The 17,586-nt window shown below is 40.8% G+C and carries 19 protein-coding genes; 11 read left to right on the top strand and 8 right to left on the bottom strand.

Going from position 1 to position 17,586, the window contains the following annotated elements:
- Positions 1-32: 32 nt before the first annotated feature.
- The gene (locus H5180_RS08170) at positions 33-926 is read right to left on the bottom strand and encodes a bifunctional GNAT family N-acetyltransferase/hotdog fold thioesterase (protein ID WP_145237973.1); all 894 of its coding nucleotides are present in this window, start codon (positions 924-926) and stop codon (positions 33-35) included.
- A 217-nt stretch (positions 927-1,143) separates the two neighbouring features.
- Between H5180_RS08170 and H5180_RS08165 the strand changes: the two genes are divergently transcribed.
- Positions 1,144-1,833, top strand: a complete 690-nt coding sequence (locus H5180_RS08165; protein ID WP_182740382.1) for a spermidine synthase — start codon at positions 1,144-1,146, stop codon at positions 1,831-1,833.
- 13 nt (positions 1,834-1,846) lie between these two features.
- Here H5180_RS08165 and dtd read toward each other — a convergent pair whose 3' ends face one another.
- Genes dtd through H5180_RS08150 form a run of 3 tightly spaced genes read right to left on the bottom strand, consistent with a single transcriptional unit; the run spans position 1,847 to position 4,151 of the window.
- Complete coding sequence (gene dtd, locus H5180_RS08160; protein WP_182758039.1) at positions 1,847-2,284, bottom strand: D-aminoacyl-tRNA deacylase; 438 nt, start codon at positions 2,282-2,284, stop codon at positions 1,847-1,849.
- A complete protein-coding gene (locus tag H5180_RS08155) occupies positions 2,272-3,225 on the bottom strand; it encodes an alpha/beta fold hydrolase (protein ID WP_182758038.1) in 954 nt (317 codons plus the stop codon). Before H5180_RS08155 ends, dtd begins: the two co-directional genes overlap by 13 nt.
- A 32-nt stretch (positions 3,226-3,257) precedes the next feature.
- The gene (locus tag H5180_RS08150) at positions 3,258-4,151 is read right to left on the bottom strand and encodes a virulence factor BrkB family protein (protein WP_182732348.1); all 894 of its coding nucleotides are present in this window, start codon (positions 4,149-4,151) and stop codon (positions 3,258-3,260) included.
- Positions 4,152-4,239: 88 nt separating this feature from the next.
- Between H5180_RS08150 and H5180_RS08145 the strand changes: the two genes are divergently transcribed.
- Positions 4,240-4,896: a DUF2959 domain-containing protein gene (locus tag H5180_RS08145; RefSeq protein WP_145237960.1), complete on the top strand. Its 657-nt coding sequence runs from the start codon at positions 4,240-4,242 to the stop codon at positions 4,894-4,896.
- A gap of 178 nt (positions 4,897-5,074) precedes the next feature.
- A complete protein-coding gene (locus tag H5180_RS08140; protein ID WP_182735689.1) occupies positions 5,075-6,166 on the top strand; it encodes an MBL fold metallo-hydrolase in 1,092 nt (363 codons plus the stop codon).
- Here the strand turns inward: H5180_RS08140 and H5180_RS08135 are convergent.
- On the bottom strand, positions 6,161-6,436 hold the full coding sequence (locus tag H5180_RS08135) for a hypothetical protein (protein ID WP_182758037.1): 276 nt from the start codon (positions 6,434-6,436) through the stop codon (positions 6,161-6,163). The genes H5180_RS08140 and H5180_RS08135 overlap by 6 nt on opposite strands.
- Positions 6,437-6,630: 194 nt before the next feature.
- On the opposite strand from H5180_RS08135, the gene H5180_RS08130 reads away from it, so the two are divergent.
- On the top strand, positions 6,631-7,359 hold the full coding sequence (locus H5180_RS08130; protein ID WP_145237951.1) for a CBM9 family sugar-binding protein: 729 nt from the start codon (positions 6,631-6,633) through the stop codon (positions 7,357-7,359).
- 485 nt (positions 7,360-7,844) lie between these two features.
- Here H5180_RS08130 and typA read toward each other — a convergent pair whose 3' ends face one another.
- Positions 7,845-9,668, bottom strand: a complete 1,824-nt coding sequence (typA, locus tag H5180_RS08125; RefSeq protein ID WP_182758036.1) for a translational GTPase TypA — start codon at positions 9,666-9,668, stop codon at positions 7,845-7,847.
- 520 nt (positions 9,669-10,188) lie between these two features.
- Here typA and glnA point away from each other — a divergent pair.
- The 5 genes from glnA (at position 10,189) to H5180_RS08100 (ending at position 15,292) form a co-directional block, all read left to right on the top strand.
- Positions 10,189-11,595: a glutamate--ammonia ligase gene (glnA, locus tag H5180_RS08120; protein ID WP_145237945.1), complete on the top strand. Its 1,407-nt coding sequence runs from the start codon at positions 10,189-10,191 to the stop codon at positions 11,593-11,595.
- Between the two features lie 132 nt (positions 11,596-11,727).
- Positions 11,728-12,240 (top strand): DUF4124 domain-containing protein, encoded by a 513-nt coding sequence (locus H5180_RS08115; protein WP_246175485.1) that lies wholly within the window; start codon positions 11,728-11,730, stop codon positions 12,238-12,240.
- A gap of 90 nt (positions 12,241-12,330) precedes the next feature.
- Positions 12,331-13,401 (top strand): nitrogen regulation protein NR(II), encoded by a 1,071-nt coding sequence (gene glnL, locus H5180_RS08110; protein ID WP_145237942.1) that lies wholly within the window; start codon positions 12,331-12,333, stop codon positions 13,399-13,401.
- 18 nt (positions 13,402-13,419) lie between these two features.
- Positions 13,420-14,805, top strand: a complete 1,386-nt coding sequence (gene ntrC / locus H5180_RS08105) for a nitrogen regulation protein NR(I) (protein ID WP_145237940.1) — start codon at positions 13,420-13,422, stop codon at positions 14,803-14,805.
- 28 nt (positions 14,806-14,833) lie between these two features.
- The gene (locus tag H5180_RS08100) at positions 14,834-15,292 is read left to right on the top strand and encodes a cyclic nucleotide-binding domain-containing protein (RefSeq protein WP_145237937.1); all 459 of its coding nucleotides are present in this window, start codon (positions 14,834-14,836) and stop codon (positions 15,290-15,292) included.
- On the opposite strand, the gene H5180_RS08095 is transcribed toward H5180_RS08100, so the two are convergent.
- Positions 15,289-15,951, bottom strand: coding sequence for a hypothetical protein (locus H5180_RS08095; RefSeq protein WP_145237934.1), 663 nt, complete (start codon positions 15,949-15,951; stop codon positions 15,289-15,291). The genes H5180_RS08100 and H5180_RS08095 overlap by 4 nt on opposite strands.
- A gap of 56 nt (positions 15,952-16,007) precedes the next feature.
- Positions 16,008-16,295 (bottom strand): hypothetical protein, encoded by a 288-nt coding sequence (locus H5180_RS08090; RefSeq protein ID WP_145237930.1) that lies wholly within the window; start codon positions 16,293-16,295, stop codon positions 16,008-16,010.
- 257 nt (positions 16,296-16,552) lie between these two features.
- On the opposite strand from H5180_RS08090, the gene H5180_RS08085 reads away from it, so the two are divergent.
- Entirely contained in the window at positions 16,553-16,936 is a 384-nt protein-coding gene (locus H5180_RS08085) for an RNA-binding S4 domain-containing protein (protein WP_064667768.1), read from the top strand.
- A 76-nt stretch (positions 16,937-17,012) separates the two neighbouring features.
- Positions 17,013-17,441, top strand: a complete 429-nt coding sequence (locus H5180_RS08080; RefSeq protein WP_145237927.1) for a hypothetical protein — start codon at positions 17,013-17,015, stop codon at positions 17,439-17,441.
- Positions 17,442-17,586 lie beyond the last annotated feature (145 nt).

Raw genomic sequence — 17,586 nt, 5'->3', positions numbered from 1 at the left:
TGGCCTTATCTTTTGTTTGCTCTGAATTCTAACTACTTAATAATTCTAAATGTACCTTCAAACTCAGCAACCAGTAACTCACCATCGTAGATTTCCACTGGCACTACATAGCTCGCTTTACCTTCTGACTCTAACTCGGCTAATTTACCCTTACAGCCGCTTAAATCAACGCTGCCACGTGGGTCGTTATTAAGCGGTTTTAAATATTTAATATTAGCATCAGCTAACACAATATTACCTTCAAGCCCGGCTTCTTTGAGTGCTAAATAAGTCGCGCCCCAGCCGGTTAACGTCGCTAAACTATAAATAGAGCCAGCAAACATAGTGTTATGCAAGTTTAAGTTCGCATTTAAATCTGCACTGGTGGTAAATTGCCAATCAGTGTAACTTTCAACTTTAATGCCCATAGCATCGCTGATCGGAATAGATTCTCGCCAGGTATTTTGCAGAACTTGGGTCCAATTGGGATGGCGGAACCAGCCTGGCTCAGACGGTTTTTGTTTCACCATTTTCCAGTGTTGTACATCATCGTAAGCTAAGTGAGCCTTTTCTTTTAATTCATAACCATGACGTTTGTAAAATTCTAATGCTCGTTCACGAGCGAATAAAACTAACTCATCGGCGTCTTGAGTCCAGGCTATTTTCTCGAGCTCATGCAATAAACGGCTACCAATGTGTTGATTACGGTTACCTTGTGCAACGGCCATATAACGGACTTGCGCTTGTTGTTGATTATTAAAATGCAGTCGTGCAACACCTAACACTGCCCCCTCTTTATTTTTAATAAAGCGATGCTCAGCATCTTGCTCTAAATCATCCTGCTCAGAACCACGCGGTTCATTCCAAGGCGCGCGCAATACTTGCCAACGTAATTGATAATACGCTTGCCAATCTTCGCTACTTTGTGGTGTTGTCACCTGAAACATAATCACTCCTGTTGCTACCAAGGCCGCAAACGCTTGCTAATTCAAGATGCGTTTATCTAACTAAAAATGCGGTCAGTTATTATTTGCAAACTACCATACTCCATCTGGTAAAAACTTGGAATACGACTTTGGTGAGCAACGCAAAATAACTGCTTTACCTGTAAAACTTGATAGACATATTGGCACTTTAGATTGACTCGTCTATGCTGATGTAACTATGGAACATTTTTTTGAAGACAACGGGGCAGTAAAACACAGCTTTATCGAAGATTGTCACCGTATCGGGCAACTACTCTATTGGCACAAATATGGCGCCGATTGCATTCAGGTACGCCAACATAAGCAGTTACGTTGGTTATTGATCAACGAAACACTACAGTCAGTGGTCGAGAAAAGCAGCCCAAGCCATTTGCTGTTTCCGCATTTACAATATTTAGCGCAATTATGGCAACCACTCCCGGCACCAAACGCCGTACTTGAACTGGGCTTAGGTGGCGGCGCTATCCGCAATTACTTACAACACACCTACCCTGATAGTCAGCTACTTTCTGTAGAGAAAAATCCGAATATCATTCATTGCTATAAGCGTTTTTTTGGTGGTGAGCATGCATCGAATTTACGCTGTTTTGATGCTGAAGCTGTATTAGAGCATGGCCCACAATACGATTGGATCATTCTTGATCTATTTAGCCAATTAGATGCGCCGTTATTTTTATACAAACACCGCTTTTATGAAAAACTGCGCTGTGCTTTAACTAAAAATGGCTATTTATTTATTAATTTTTTATCTGGTCATGAATCACAATTAAAGCAGTTAGAACATTTGCTGATCACCACTTTTGGTAAAATACCTAGCATCGAAAAAATTCCAAGTTATGCCAACAACATCGTGGTGATCAGAAAATAACTGCTAGCCTTAACTACACTGTTAAATTAAATGTCACCGGCCCATCATTACATAAACTGACTTGCATATCCGCAGCAAATTGCCCTGTTGCTACGCTTAACCCCATAACTCTAGCTTGGCTAACAAAGTATTCGTATAGCTCATTAGCCTGTGCAGGTGTGGCTGCTGATGAAAAACTTGGCCGCATGCCTTTTTTAGTATCTGCCGCCAGAGTAAATTGCGATACCACCAATAACTCACCTTGAATATCTTGCAGGCTTAAATTCATTTTGTCGTTTTCATCGCTAAATACGCGGTAATTGCTAACTTTATGTAGCAGCTTATCAGTGCTTTGTTGATCATCATGCTTTTCAACTCCAAGCAACAATAAAAGTCCCTGCTCAATTTGCCCAATCACCAGGCCATCCACTTCAACTTTTGCGTGTTTTACGCGCTGAATTAATCCTTGCATCTATTCCTCGATAATTTGATACACATAAGATCGGCTGCACGCCGCACTGCTGCTAAATATACATTACTATCAACACCATGCCCAACACCATCTAAAATAAGTAACTGTGCGTTGAGTTGCTCAGCTAAATGCTGTACGGCATTAAAACGACACACTAAATCATGCCTGCCATGAATAAACCAAGTAGGAATTTTACTAATTTTTTTATAGTGTTCACCAATGAAGTTATCAGTAATAAAACACTGAGCAGTAAAGTAATGGACCATTAAACGCGCCATATTAAGCCCCAACTGTGGTGAACTTAACCCCCATTGATGTTGCTGTTTACCATGGCTTAATACGTTTTCCCATTGGCACCATAATTTAGCAAAGTGATTTGCATTAATTTGATTATCATCATTTAATTGCCGCCGATAAAACGCAAAAATGCTGGCAACATCAGGTAAATCCTGAGAAAAACGCGCATATAATTCAGGATAAAAATGTGCAGCAGCACCATGACGACTATATAGCCAATGAAAATCGGCTGAAGTAGCTAAAAACGTGCCTCGTAAAATTAACCCATGTACATGTTGAGTGTGTTCAATGGCATACAGCAAACACAGAGTTGCTCCCCACGAACCACCGCTTAACACCCACTTTTCTAGTCCTAAGTAAGTGCGTAAATAATCAAGGTCAGCGACCAGTTCTGAGGTTGTATTAGCGCTTGTTAAATGAGGAGTTGATTGCCCGCAGCCGCGTTGGCTATATAAAATAATACGATAACGGGTAGGATCAAAGAAACGGCAATTATCAGCATGCAAACCCACGCCGGGCCCGCCATGGCAAATTACCACCGGCAGGCCAGCTGGATCACCGTACTCTTGTACATGAATTTGGTGCCCACTTCCCACACTCAGATGAAAATCATGGTATGGGGTAATATTTGGATATAACTGCATAATGCCGACTCTCCTATCAGCGATGCAGTGAATTACTTATTAGCATCGCCCTCATCAAGGATAATATCAGATGTACTTTCGATATTTTTAGGGCCAATACATACTGTAAACTCTGCACCGAGTAACACAACCACCCACGACAAATACACCCACACAAATAAAATTGGAATAGTTGCCACCGCACCATAAATCACTTCGTATGAAGGAAAGTGACTGATATAAAGCGCAAAACCTTTTTTAGTTAATTCAAACAACAAGGCTGCAAATAAAGCACCTGGTACTGCAGCTTTAAAAGATACGCGAGTATTAGGCACTAAAGTATAGAGCATAATAAAGCCAGCCATAGAAATTAAATAAGGCAGTAATTTTAATAAAAAGCCACTAAAGCCCGGAATCCCCTGATCGGCAAATGATACTAACGACACAATATATGAAGTAACCCCAATACTTGCGCCTAATAACAATGGCCCTAAACTCAACACCATCCAATATACCGCGAAAGAAATCATCATTGGTCGCTTGGTTTTAATCCGCCAAATTCGATTCAGCGTCGCATCAACATTACGGATCAGTAGCAATGCTATCGCTGCAAGAAAACCAATACCTACAGCAGTCATTTGATTCGCATTACCTGCAAAAGACGTTATATGCTCTTTAATTACATCTGATGAGGTAGGCACAAAGTTAGTAAATAAAAAGTTTTCAATAGCAATACGGGTATCTTCAAAGCCAGGAAAAGCCGAGAAAATAGCCACGCCAACTGCAATTAAAGGAACCAATGAAAGTAAGGTTACATAGGCTAAATAACCAGCATTTACAGTAATTTGGTCGTCAATGCAGCGATTAATATACTGCATCCACCACGTTGGCTGCTGACGTATAAGTACCCTCAACTGCTGTTTATAATGTGCGACCTTTTCATTCATAAAGTTAACTTTCTGCTAAAATAGTTTTGATTATCATAGCAATCCACCACATAATTTACAGCACTAACGGATTTAAAAAGGGATCTCGATGAAAAAACTGACTTTACTCAGCGCACCAATATTGGCCTTATCATTGGCTTTATCTGGCTGCCAATCTGCATATTACTCGGCTATGGAATCAGTTGGTGTGCATAAGCGTGACATTTTAGTGGACCGCGTAGAAGCAACTAAAGAGTCTCAAGAAGAGTCTCAAGAGGAATTCCAATCTGCACTTGAACGTTTAACAACATTGATTAACTTTGATGGTGGAGATGTACAAGCAGCCTATGACCAACTCAATGATGACTACGAATCTAGCCTTGCGGCTGCTAATGACGTTACAAATAACATCAACAAAGTTGAAGATGTAGCTGAAGCATTGTTTGAAGAATGGAGCGATGAATTAGAACAATATTCTAACGCTTCACTTAAACGTGAAAGTAATAAAAAGCTCACCGCAACCAAACGTGACTTTGATAAACTGTTACGCTCTATGCGTAATGCTGAAAGCAAGATGGAGCCGGTACTGTCATCACTGCATGACAATGTTTTATACTTGAAGCATAACCTTAATGCACAAGCTGTATCAGCCATTCAAGGTGAATTCACTAATCTTAAGCGCGATATAAAAGTGTTAATGGATGACATGAACAAGTCGATTGCTGATTCAAATAAATTTATTGAGCAAATGAGTAAAGCAGGCTAAATCAGCCTGTGAGTTTGCCTGTCACTTATCAAGAGCGCTAGTTTGCTAGTCGCAGAGTAATCAAAGCCTACATTTATGTAGGCTTTTTTGTTGTTATATCTTGTTACTTTTTAAGTGTTATTTCATCTGCTATTTTTGCTACACTTTTACCTAATTAAAATTATAAAAACATTAAACAATGAAAATACGTGCAGCTAGTTTAATTATCGCATCAAGTTTATTAGCTGCGTGTAGCACTGCCAATAATGTGCAAAGAATTGCAGGCGCTGATACTGTTGTGCCACTTCATCAAGAGGGTGAGCAGGCTGGGCGCTACCACAACCTCTATCCAGGGAAAAAAAACTATCCGATTAGCTGCGAAAGCGATTGTTACCCAAGTAATGCTAACTTGGTATGTGAAACTCCGGGTGAAAACTGCCTCTATCAAGGCGCGCAACTAGCACCACAACTAAATACCGGCTACACAGTACGCTGGCTCGGTCACGCCGGGTTTATGATCAACACTCCTAACGGCCAGCAAGTTGTATTTGACCCAGTAAAAGAGCAATTTGACTCCCCTGTTGATTTAGCTTTTCGGCTGGCATCTGGGTTTTATCGTAAACCTGGCGATTGGCTTAGCGAAAGCGAACTTAACAATCTAGACGCAGTAATTTATTCTCATATCCATTACGATCACTTCAATAAAGCAGACATTGAAAGCATAGGTAATAAACCTCGCTACTTAACACCACTTGGTATGGCAGATAACTTTCCTACCGGTGGTTTTAATATTAGCGAAATGGCGTGGTATGCAAAAACTAAAATTGATGATTTAACCATTCATGCGCTACCTGCGCATCATTTTAGCAGTCGTGTGTTAGTGCCCTTTATTTACGAAGATAACGATAAAGATTTATGGAATGGCTGGTTACTTGAGCAAAATGGCAGCACTTTATTTTTTGCAGGCGACACAGGCTATTCAAAACACTTTAACGATATACAGAAAAAATATGGCGCTATCGATGTGTGCTTAATGCCAATCGCCTCGTACTACCATGAAGAAAACGGTAACTGGTATCGTTATGTACATACTACTCCTGAGGATGCCTTAACAGCCGCACAGGAGCTTAACTGTAAAGTTATGATACCTTGGGGCTATGGCAACTCAAGTTGGAAGATGGGCGATCACAGCAGCCATTCTGCATTGCTGCGCTTATTGCATATGTATGATGAAATGAAGTCACAAATCCCGCTGTATATTTTAAATGAAGGGCAAAGTGTCGCACTATAAAACGACACTTGGATACTGATACGATTGCTCTTCAGTCTTGCATTCATCATCACCGAGGGAGCGATTTATTGGCCCAAGTAACATACTAAACAAACCATTAATGATATTCGCTGTTTGATGTGTATCTGAACTATCAAGCGAGTGGTTCTGCACTTGCCGTTGCTGACTTTGTGCACTACCAACAACAAAGTCACAACCCGAGCTCATTACTTGCGAAGAAGTACAGCCAGATAACAACATAGCCACAATCAACAACAATACGTTAGCCACAATTATTCCTTTTATATTAATTCTAGTAGTGCCATTACTTTACCTGTTAACTGAGCGAGAAAATGTAAAAAACTGTATTCACTTACGATCCATTACTATCACTAATTTTATACCTGAACATTCTGTCTGTTGTTTTCAATTTTTGTTTCAGTCACTATTGAACCACAAACAAAATAAGAAATTTTGAGAATTAGATGAAAACAGCCGCGCTTACCTTAGGCCTATTAATGAGCAACGCCGCTATGGCTATCGATGTAGAGCATACAGCAACACCAATTACTATTGACGGTGTATCTGAAAGCGCATGGGACCAAGCAAAATGGCAGCCTATGCCTTTTCTTATGGATGGCACCTTGCCTGACTCAGATAAAGACTTTAAAGGCCGCTACAAGTTACTTTGGGATGAAAACTACCTGTATTTACAAGCCGATATTGTGGATGATGTACTAATTGATACCCATCCAGATCCTACCGATAAGTACTGGGACGATGATGCCTTAGAAGTGTTTATTGATAGCGACGCAGCTGGCGGTAACCATCAGTTCAATCATACTGCGTTTGCCTATCACATTGGTCTTGATAACCAAGCTGCCGATTTCGGAGCTGATAAAAAACCCCATTTATACACAGATCATTTAATCAGCCACTGGCAACGAAACAGTACCGCCCCATATAACATCACATGGGAAGTAGCCATTAAGCTCTACCCGAATGATTTCCAAGAAGGTGTGCCAAACACCCCGCTTAAGTTAACGGCAAAGCAAGTAATCGGCTTTATGCTCGCCTACTGCGATAACGACGGCAGTAAAATTCGTGAGCACTTTATGGGTTCGCATGAAGTACAACCCGTAAATGGCAGCCGCAACCTAGGCTATATCGACGCCAGCGTATTTGGAAAGGTTACGTTATTACCGAAAAAGTGATAGGAGTTGGCGAGTCAACTAGAGTAAAGTTAGCAAGTTAAGCAAGGTTGGGTTGAGCGCAGCGAAACCCAACGAAAAAATACCCCGCTAACAAAAACAGGGGCTTTGCATTATCAGCTACTTTAAAAGCCCTTCCTCTTTTACTGCTCATTTTCTTCTCCTTGTGCAAAAAAATCTTTAAGTCAGTTATTCACAAAGAGGATAAGAGGCGCTGCACTTTTAGAGGAAAGAGGTTATGTTGCATGGTTTATAAAATCTAGCGGTTTTTACCTAATAGCTATACAAACACCAATCTAGCCAACTACGCTGTTCTAATCTGACCGCTTATAGCTTACAGCTCTTCCCCTCACAAACTTTACTCTCGCTAACTTTACTCTCGCTAACTTTACTCTCGCTAACTTTACTCTCGCTAACTAATAACCACAAAAAAGCCGCTGTATTTTGCAATACAGCGGCTTTTAAAATCAGCTTAATTTATAAGGTGATTATCCTTTAGGCGCACGACCAGCACGTTTACGTTCGTTTTCTGTAAGATGACGCTTACGGATACGAATGTTTAGTGGTGTTACTTCAACTAGCTCGTCATCATCGATGAACTCAAGCGCTTGCTCAAGTGAGTAGTTTAGGTGCGGAGAAAGCGTTTGCGCTTCATCAGTACCAGATGCACGTACGTTAGTTAACTGCTTGCCTTTAAGGGCGTTAACTGTAAGGTCATTATCACGGTTATGAATACCGATAACCATACCTTCGTATACTTCAACACCGTGACCGATGAATAAGCGACCACGTTCTTGTAAGTTGAATAATGCGTTAGTAAGTGCTTTACCTGTTGCATTTGCAATCATTACACCGTTCTTACGAACACCGATCTCGCCACCTTTGTGCGGACCGTAATGGTCGAAAGTATGGTACATAAGACCAGAACCTGATGTAAGCGTCATGAAATCAGTTTGGAAACCGATTAAACCACGACTTGGGATCATAAAGTCTAAACGCATACGACCTTTGCCATCTGGCGTCATATTTGTTAGTTCGCCTTTACGAAGACCAATTTGCTCCATTACAGAACCTTGGTGCTCATCTTGACAGTCAATTGTTACTGTTTCAAACGGTTCTTCTAGAACGCCATCAACAGTACGTAAGATTACTTCTGGACGAGAAACAGCTAGCTCGTAACCTTCACGACGCATGTTTTCGATTAAGATACCTAAGTGTAATTCACCACGACCAGATACACGGAAGCTATCTGGGCTAGCAGTCTCTTCAACGCGAAGTGCTACGTTGTGTACTAATTCTTTGTCTAAACGCTCACGGATATTACGTGACGTTACAAACTTACCTTCTTTACCACAGAAAGGTGAGTTATTTACAGAGAATGTCATTGTTACAGTTGGCTCATCAACACTTAGTGGTGGTAATGCTTCAACGTTGCCAGGGAAACAAACTGTATCAGAAATCTTAAGCTCACCAATACCTGTTACTGTTACGATGTTACCAGCGTAAGCTTTATCAGTTTCGATACGCTCAAGGCCTAGGTAGCTTTGTACTGCGCCAATTTTACCATTACGTTTAGTACCATCGGCACTGATAATAGTAACTTGTTGGTTAGGAGCAACAGAACCACGTTTGATACGACCGATACCGACTACACCAACATATGAGTTGTAATCAAGTTGCGAAATCTGCATTTGGAAGTCACCTTCAGGATCTGCATCCGGTGGTGATACTTCGTCAACGATCATCTTGAACATAGGTTCCATGTTGTCTGATGGCTCGTCTAAATCTAATGTTGCCCAGCCGTTAATTGCTGATGCATAGATTACTTTAAAGTCTAACTGTTCGTCAGTTGCGCCTAGGTTATCGAATAAATCAAAGATTTGATCCATAACCCAATCAGGACGTGCACCTGGTTTATCAATTTTATTGATAACAACGATTGGCTTTAAGCCTTGCGCGAATGCTTTTTGCGTAACGAAACGCGTTTGTGGCATTGGACCTTCTTGAGCATCAACAAGTAGTAATACTGAGTCAGCCATCGAAAGTACGCGTTCAACTTCACCGCCAAAGTCGGCGTGTCCAGGGGTGTCTACGATATTGATATGGTAGTCATTCCATGAAATGGCTGTGTTTTTAGCCAAAATGGTAATACCACGTTCTTTCTCAATGTCGTTTGAGTCCATCACGCGTTCTTCGTTACCGCCGCGTGTTTCTAATGTACCTGATTGCTCAAGTAGTTTGTCAACCAATGTTGTTTTACCGTGGTCAACGTGCGCGATAATCGCTATATTTCTTAACTTTTCGATGCTCATATTTTTACTCAGAGAAATTAAATTCTCATTGATCCTGCAAGATCTACGCACTCATCTGCGTTTTCACGAGATGTCCCAGCATAGGATTTAAAAGGGCGCATATTATCCCTTATTAATGACATGGATGAAAGTTTATCCAATATATATTTCAAAACTTTCTTTATACTTGCAATAAGTATCTGTTTTATATATGACATTTTAATTAATTTAATTTTTCAATTTGCCACTATTTTGCTCATTCCTAGCTATTATTGTCATAATTTGGCAGTATTTGGTGAGTAAGTTAGCTTTATGTTGGTGTTTATAATCTATACAATTTAGCGCCAAAGAGAAGTGACCACACTGACGCACCAAAATGATCACAAGCCGATCCAATATGGTGCAAAACATATAACAGCTGGATGTATAACTTATTTTTTAACCTTAAAAAACAATGCACTATAAAAATGGCATAAAAGCCGCTTACTATAAAAGCAAAAGCAATTATGCAGCAAAATAAAACCCAACAGTTGGAGGACACATGTCACAATCGGTTTTAGATTTTATTAAAGAAAATGACGTTAAGTTCGTTGATTTACGCTTTACTGATACCAAAGGTAAAGAGCAACATGTTTCTATTCCTCATCACCAAGTAGATGAAGATTTCTTTGAAGACGGCAAAATGTTTGACGGTTCTTCAATTGCTGGTTGGAAAGGCATTAATGAATCAGACATGGTATTACTACCTGTTGCTGAGTCTGCTAAATTAGACCCTTTCACAGAAGAAGCTACTTTAATTTTACGTTGTGATGTTGTTGAACCTGGCACATTACAAGGTTATGAGCGTGATCCTCGTTCAGTTGCTAAGCGCGCTGAAGAGTACATGCGTTCGACTGGTATTGCTGATACCGTGCTATTTGGTCCTGAGCCAGAGTTCTTCGTATTTGATGACATCAAATACAAAACTGATATGTCAGGTTCAATGTACAAAATTGATTCAAAGCAAGCAGCTTGGAACTCAGATAAAAGCTACGAAGGCGGCAACACTGGCCATCGTCCAGGCGTGAAAGGTGGTTATTTCCCTGTTGCTCCAGTTGATGATTTCCAAGATTGGCGTTCAGCGACGTGTTTAGTTCTTGAAGAGCTAGGTCAAGTTGTAGAAGCGCATCACCACGAAGTGGCTACAGCTGGTCAAAACGAAATCGCAACTCGCTTTAACACTATGGTATTAAAAGCAGATGAAATCCAAGAAATGAAATATGTTATCCATAACATGGCTCATTTATATGGCAAAACAGCGACCTTCATGCCTAAGCCAATCGTTGGTGACAATGGTTCTGGTATGCACTGTCACCAGTCTTTAGCTAAAGACGGTGTTAACTTATTCGCAGGCGACAAGTACGGCGGTCTTTCTGAAGAAGCGCTTTACTACATCGGTGGTATTATCAAGCATGCTAAAGCAATCAATGCTTTTGCAAATGCGTCTACTAACTCGTACAAACGTTTAGTACCAGGCTTTGAAGCGCCAGTAATGCTTGCGTACTCTGCACGTAACCGTTCTGCATCAATCCGTATCCCAGTGGTTCCATCAGAAAAAGGTCGTCGTATCGAAGTACGCTTCCCAGATCCAACAGCTAACCCATACCTTGCTTTCTCTGCAATGCTTATGGCTGGCCTTGATGGTATCAAAAACAAGATCCACCCTGGCGATGCAATGGATAAAGATTTATACGACTTACCAGCAGAAGAAGCAGCAGAAATCCCAACAGTTGCAACTTCACTACAAGAAGCGCTTGCGTCTCTAGATGCTGACCGTGAGTTCTTAAATCAAGGTGGTGTATTCACTAACGATTTAATCGATGCTTACATTGCGCTTAAGTCTAAAGAAGTTGAAAAGCTTAACATGACGACTCACCCTGTTGAGTTCGAAATGTACTACAGCTGTTAATTAGGCTGTAGAAAAATTATCTTATAGATAATATATGTGTGTTCTCAAGGCCCGTTCTGCGGGCTTTTTTTATGGCTAATTTTCCCATTCTCCACTAAAGTTTAATTAGTGCAAAAAATGCAAGGTGACAAGGTGAAAAAGACGCTTTTATTACTAGTAACTCTGATTTTAATCAGCTTTTATGGCTATTCTGGCGATAAGAAAATTTATTCTTGGAAAGATAAAAATGGCGTATCAGTATTTTCAGATACTCCTAAACCAGGTGCGCAAGAAATCAAGCTCACCAATCAAAGTTTGTCGATGCCGACTGTTGATACAAGCATTTTAGATGAACAGCAACCAGCGGCTGTGAAAAGCTATAAAGCGGTTATTTCTTCCCCTGCCGATCAAGGCACTGTTCGTGAAAATACCGGTTCAGTGTATGTAACTAGCCGTATAACACCACGCTTTGAGAATGGTTTTAAAATTCAACTACTAGTTGATGGCGCACCGTACGCAGAACCTAGCAATATCAGTACTTTTGCCCTGCGCGAGGTAAACCGTGGCGAACACACATTGCAACTGAAGCTATTTGACCCACAAGGCTCTGTTGTCTCTGTTAGTCCAGTGAGCACATTTTATATGCATAGAGCATCGTCTTTATAAAAACCATGTATTTCTATCAAAGACCATAATTTACTTAAAATATTTGTGCTAAGCTGCTAATAATCATCAACGCACTAAAATGGTGCAACCATGCCCGATAATAAAAATTTTAACCCTGAGTTACTAACTAGCATTTGGCAAAACCTGTCAACGGCAGTGATCTTACTTGATCAACAATTCACCCTTATTTACGCTAATAATAGCGCCAGTGAACTGTTAGGATTAGGCCCTAAACGTATCCTCAATCAACCTTTTGACAGTCTTTTTAATTACCATTCCATTGACCTTAAACGCATTGCACAATACTCTTTGGTAGATGGTGTAGATTGCCACCAGCACAGAGCTGACGTGGTTTTTGTTGATTCTCGTCATGCCAAACTGGCAATTAGTTCGCGTCGCGTGAAGTTACAAAATGAGTATTTTATTTTATTCGAGTGTCGCCAAACTGATGATGAAATTCGCCACGATCAAGCTTCTAATCAAATGCATCAATATCAAGCAGCACGTAACCTAATTAGAGGGCTTGCTCATGAAATCAAAAATCCTTTAGGCGGAATTCGCGGAGCGGCGCAATTATTGCAGTATGAGGTTGATCAGCAAGAACGGGATGAATGTGCAGAATTAATTATTGAACAAGCCGATCGCTTACGAGAGCTTGTTGACAGGCTACTGGGCCCGAATCAATTACCACAAAAGTCATACGGTAATATTCATCAAACCTTAGAGTCTGTAATTAAACTTAGTACATTAGATAATTGCGCCAATATTAGCTTGGAAAAAGATTACGACCCAAGTATACCTGATGTCTATATTGACCAAGGTAAAATTCAGCAAGTAGTACTTAACATCGTTCGAAATGCACAACAAGCGTTAGTCGGTGGTGGCGTGATAAAAATTAAAACACGTATTAATCACCAGCAACGTCGCCCCGGAAAAGCCCCTAAAAAGGCACTGCTGATCCAAATTTCAGATGACGGACCAGGTATCGATTCCAGCATCAAAGAGACATTATTTTACCCGATGATCACCAACAAAGAAGGTGGTTCTGGCTTAGGTCTCTCGATTGCACAAACCTTGATCGATCAACACAACGGCTATATAGAATGCGATAGCTGGCCAGGTCATACAGAGTTTAATATATATCTGCCTTTTGCGGATTAATCGGTTTTTGGAGTTTGCATGAAAACAGTTTGGCTGGTTGATGATGATGCATCTATTCGCTTTGTACTTGAAAAAGCACTAACTCGCGCAGGATTTAATGCTGAAAGTTTTTCTAATGCACAAGACGTGCTGTCAGCATTAAAGTTTAGCCAACCTACGGTACTGGTGTCTGATGTACGTATGCCTGGTATGGATGGTATGGCATTATTAGAACTGATCGCTGAACAAAACCCAGGCTTGCCAGTGATCATCATGACTGCGCATTCAGATTTAGATTCAGCGGTAAATGCGTTTCAAAAAGGTGCTTTTGAATACCTAGCCAAACCATTTGATTTAAATGAAGCCGTTGCGTTAGTAGAAAGCGCGTGTCGCGCTAACTCAACTAAAAAAGTAAAACGTAAACCCGCACCACCTAAGAGTGCCCATATCATTGGCGAAGCGCCAGCCATGCAAGAAGTATTTCGAGCAATAGGTAAGCTGTCAGCATCAAGTATGAGCGTACTTATCAATGGTGAATCTGGTACCGGTAAAGAATTGGTAGCCAGTGCTTTACATAACCACAGCCCACGCAAAGAAAACCAGTTTATTGCCTTAAACATGGCAGCTATTCCAAAAGAGTTGGTTGAATCAGAGCTATTTGGCCATGAAAAAGGCGCTTTTACTGGTGCTGATAGCGTACGTAAAGGTCGCTTTGAGCAAGCCAATGGCGGTACGCTATTCTTAGATGAGATTGGTGATATGCCGCTGGATGTACAAACCCGTTTGCTGCGTGTTTTAGCTGATGGTGAGTTTTACCGTGTTGGTGGCCATCAAAGTATTAAAGTTGATGTCCGAATCATTGCCGCGACTCACCAAAACCTTGAAGACTTAGTAAAACAAGGCAAATTCAGAGACGATTTATTTCATCGCTTAAATGTTGTGCGCCTGCGCCTACCTGCACTGCGTGAACGTACCGAAGACATTGAACGCTTAGCACAGCATTTTTTACATAAAAGCGCCAAAGACTTACAAGTCGAAAGCAAAATTCTCAGCTCAAAAGCCACCGACTTACTACGCTTGTTCAACTGGCCTGGCAATGTTCGTCAACTAGAGAACACTTGCCGTTGGCTTACCGTTATGGCTCCCGGCGAGCTTGTGAGTGAGCAAGACTTACCTCCAGAGATCTTAGCAATTGACGAGACTCAACAAGAGGGTGATTGGCTTGATGCCTTTCAACAATGGCTTAATCTAGAGCTTAAGCAAGGTAAAGAAAACATCTGGCCTAATGTACAAGCGCAATTAGAAACCCGCCTAATTAAAACCGCATTGGCAAACTGTGCAGGACATAAACAAGAAGCCGCAGTAAAAATAGGCTGGGGCCGCAATACATTGACCCGTAAATTAAAAGAGCGCAATATCAACTAACTTCCCTGCTCAAACGAAGGAAAATAAGTTGAAGTTAATCGAGCATATTCCATTAATAAAGCAGATGGAGATACTTAATAGGCTGAGTTTTTTTAGAGAGTTCAGCCTCAATGAGCGCCAAGTATTACTGGAGTCATTCAGTCACTTATACTTGATCAATAAAGATCGCTTTGTGTTTAAACAGTTTGATAACGACAAACAACTGTATATCGTGCTCAGCGGCGCTATTGTGGTATTTAAACATAGTCATCTGATGGATTTAGGCACCATTGAACCAGGCGAATTTATTGGTGAAGGTGCGTTTATAAATAACCGCGAGCACAGCACCAGTGCTCGTGCTAAAAGCGATACCATAGTACTGGCGATTACCAGCGAAGCACTAATACGTTTACCAAATGTGATCCGCGAAAAAATTAAAGACCGCATTATCGAAGGGATGAGCGAGCGTATAGCCAAACTTAGTCACTACCTAGAATCACGGGGCTAATCCATATACACAACTTGCAGCGAGCAGTTTAACCAATGCGGCCCTGTAATGTGTGCGTTATAGCGAAATGTGTCTGAGGGCTTTTCCCCAAAAGGAGTAGCAACCAAAGGGCTTAAATGCGTGTATGACTGCGAAGTATCTCTATAATTGATGACTAAATAATTTTCATAACGCTGCCAAACTAACTGAGCGCGGGCACCATTTAGTAAAGCAAATTCAACCAAGTTATCAACAAATCTAACTTTGAGACCATTGTAACGATCTTCAACGCAACCAGTAGTTCGCATTTGTTCTGGCACATCAAAACCTAGCTCTATTTGCTCACCACGCAAGTAAAAGCCAATATTGCCATTGCTATAATGATGATTTGCCGCCGACACATAGTGTATCTGTGGCTGATAGCCCATTGCTTGCATAATATCAGCAAGCTGCTCGGTTTCAGCTGTAAGTAGCTTATCTTCGGAAGTTAACAGTGTCGCAGCGGCAAACTCTTTGGGGATTGGTAATTGAATAAACTGATACGGTAATGGTTGTTGCTGTAAGCGTATTGTTAGCTGTTGTTTTTCTAGCTCTGTTAACGCTTGCGTGTACACATATATTGTTGGTTGTTGGCACGCAGTTAGTAATAACAACATGCCAATTAAAATGCCATATTTCATAGTCACCTCGCATAGATTACAACTGTAGTCTATTCGAGGTGACTATTTATAGCAAGTTAATTCACTTGGCTATTGAGCCAAGCATCCACGCTTTTACGGGTATATAAAACATCCTTAAACAAGCGGTGTCGTTGAAACTCAAGTAGTTTTTCTTTGCTATTTTCACCACAACTTAATTGGCTGTGATTGTCGTTAAAACGTGAAATAAGCGAAAAGCCTCGCTCTGGTTGTTGCGATGCTTTCTTTGCAACCTGATTAAGCCGCGCACGCACATCATCTGCGGTCATAAAGTCAGAACCCTCTAAACCCATTAGCTCTTTTTTCATGGCTAGTCTTACGCCCATGTTAAATCTCCAGTACTGCGGCATTTGTAATAAAATGACCAACTAAATATCGAATTCGATTCGAACAGCAAATTGTAGGCCAGCTTTTCACGCGGATACTACGCTTGAATTACTACCGTTTTTTTAAAGACGGTAGAAAATTCGATATAGTTTCAGGTTAATTCTATTTAATGCCCTGTAGACTTTAGGCTGCTTGATGCAAAAGTCGCGCACAGCCTTTATACTACAGGCTGTGCCCTACCTTAATGAGATCAAACATGAACGACGAATATATTGAAATTGAATTAGAAGAAGAGCCAATTGAGCTATGCAAACTCTTAAAAGTTCTTGATTTAGTCGAAGGTGGCGGCCAAGCCAAAAACCTTATCACTGAAGGTTATGTTGGCGTTAACCATGAAATTTGTACAATCAAGCGGAAAAAATTATACAGTGGTGATGTGCTTGAATTTGATGGTGAGCTATTTAAGTTAACCCTAAGTGAAGATGCAACACCGGCGCAGCGTGCTGTGGAAAATACTCAATCTGAGAGTGTAAAAAGCCCTGTGCAAGAAACACCAGCGGCACCTAAAAACAAACGTAAACGTACTAAAAAGCCGAAAGTAGATGAAAAAACGGGCCGTCGTCCAATTTCATTTGGTTAATCACCAGCATAACTTGTAAAACAGTTTGAGGTCGTCTTTAATTACTTTCTAAATAACGACAAATAGAAAGCATTTTATGACGACTTCAACAGCCCCTACTTGGCTCAAAAGTGTTGCTTGGGCCGCATTAGTTTGGAATTTACTCGGGGTAATTGCATTTATTATGCAACTGCTTATGACACCTGAGATGATTAGTAAACTTCCTGCAGATCAACAAGCTGCATATTCAAATACCCCTTTATGGTCTACCTTAGCATTTGCTGTAGCCGTTTTTGCTGGCACATTAGGCTGTGTTTTCTTATTGCTTAAAAATGCCATTGCGCGAGCGTGTTTTGCGTTGTCTTTAATCGCGATTTTTATCCAGCAATTTTATAATTTTATCGTCATTAACAGTATTGCATTACTCGGTGCGAGTGCTGTATTTATGCCACTACTGGTGATCATCATCGCTGTTTTATTATTACAACTTAGTCATCGTGGCAAACAACAAGGCTGGCTGAGATAAAACATCACTGCAAGCTTGCGTTGTTTTGATTGGTTTTACTACCCATGGCTTGAAATCTAAATTTTCAGCATCATCTCAGTATCATAAACTGTATACTAATCGTGCAATCTGATACTGGTATGCAGTTTGCATTTCACTATTTAAA

Source organism: Pseudoalteromonas sp. SR41-4, from assembly GCF_014163985.1.
In the GTDB taxonomy this organism is placed as follows: Bacteria; Pseudomonadota; Gammaproteobacteria; order Enterobacterales; family Alteromonadaceae; genus Pseudoalteromonas; species Pseudoalteromonas rhizosphaerae.
The sequence above is the reverse complement of the archived record's forward strand: the minus strand, read 5'-3'. Positions and strand labels throughout refer to the sequence as shown.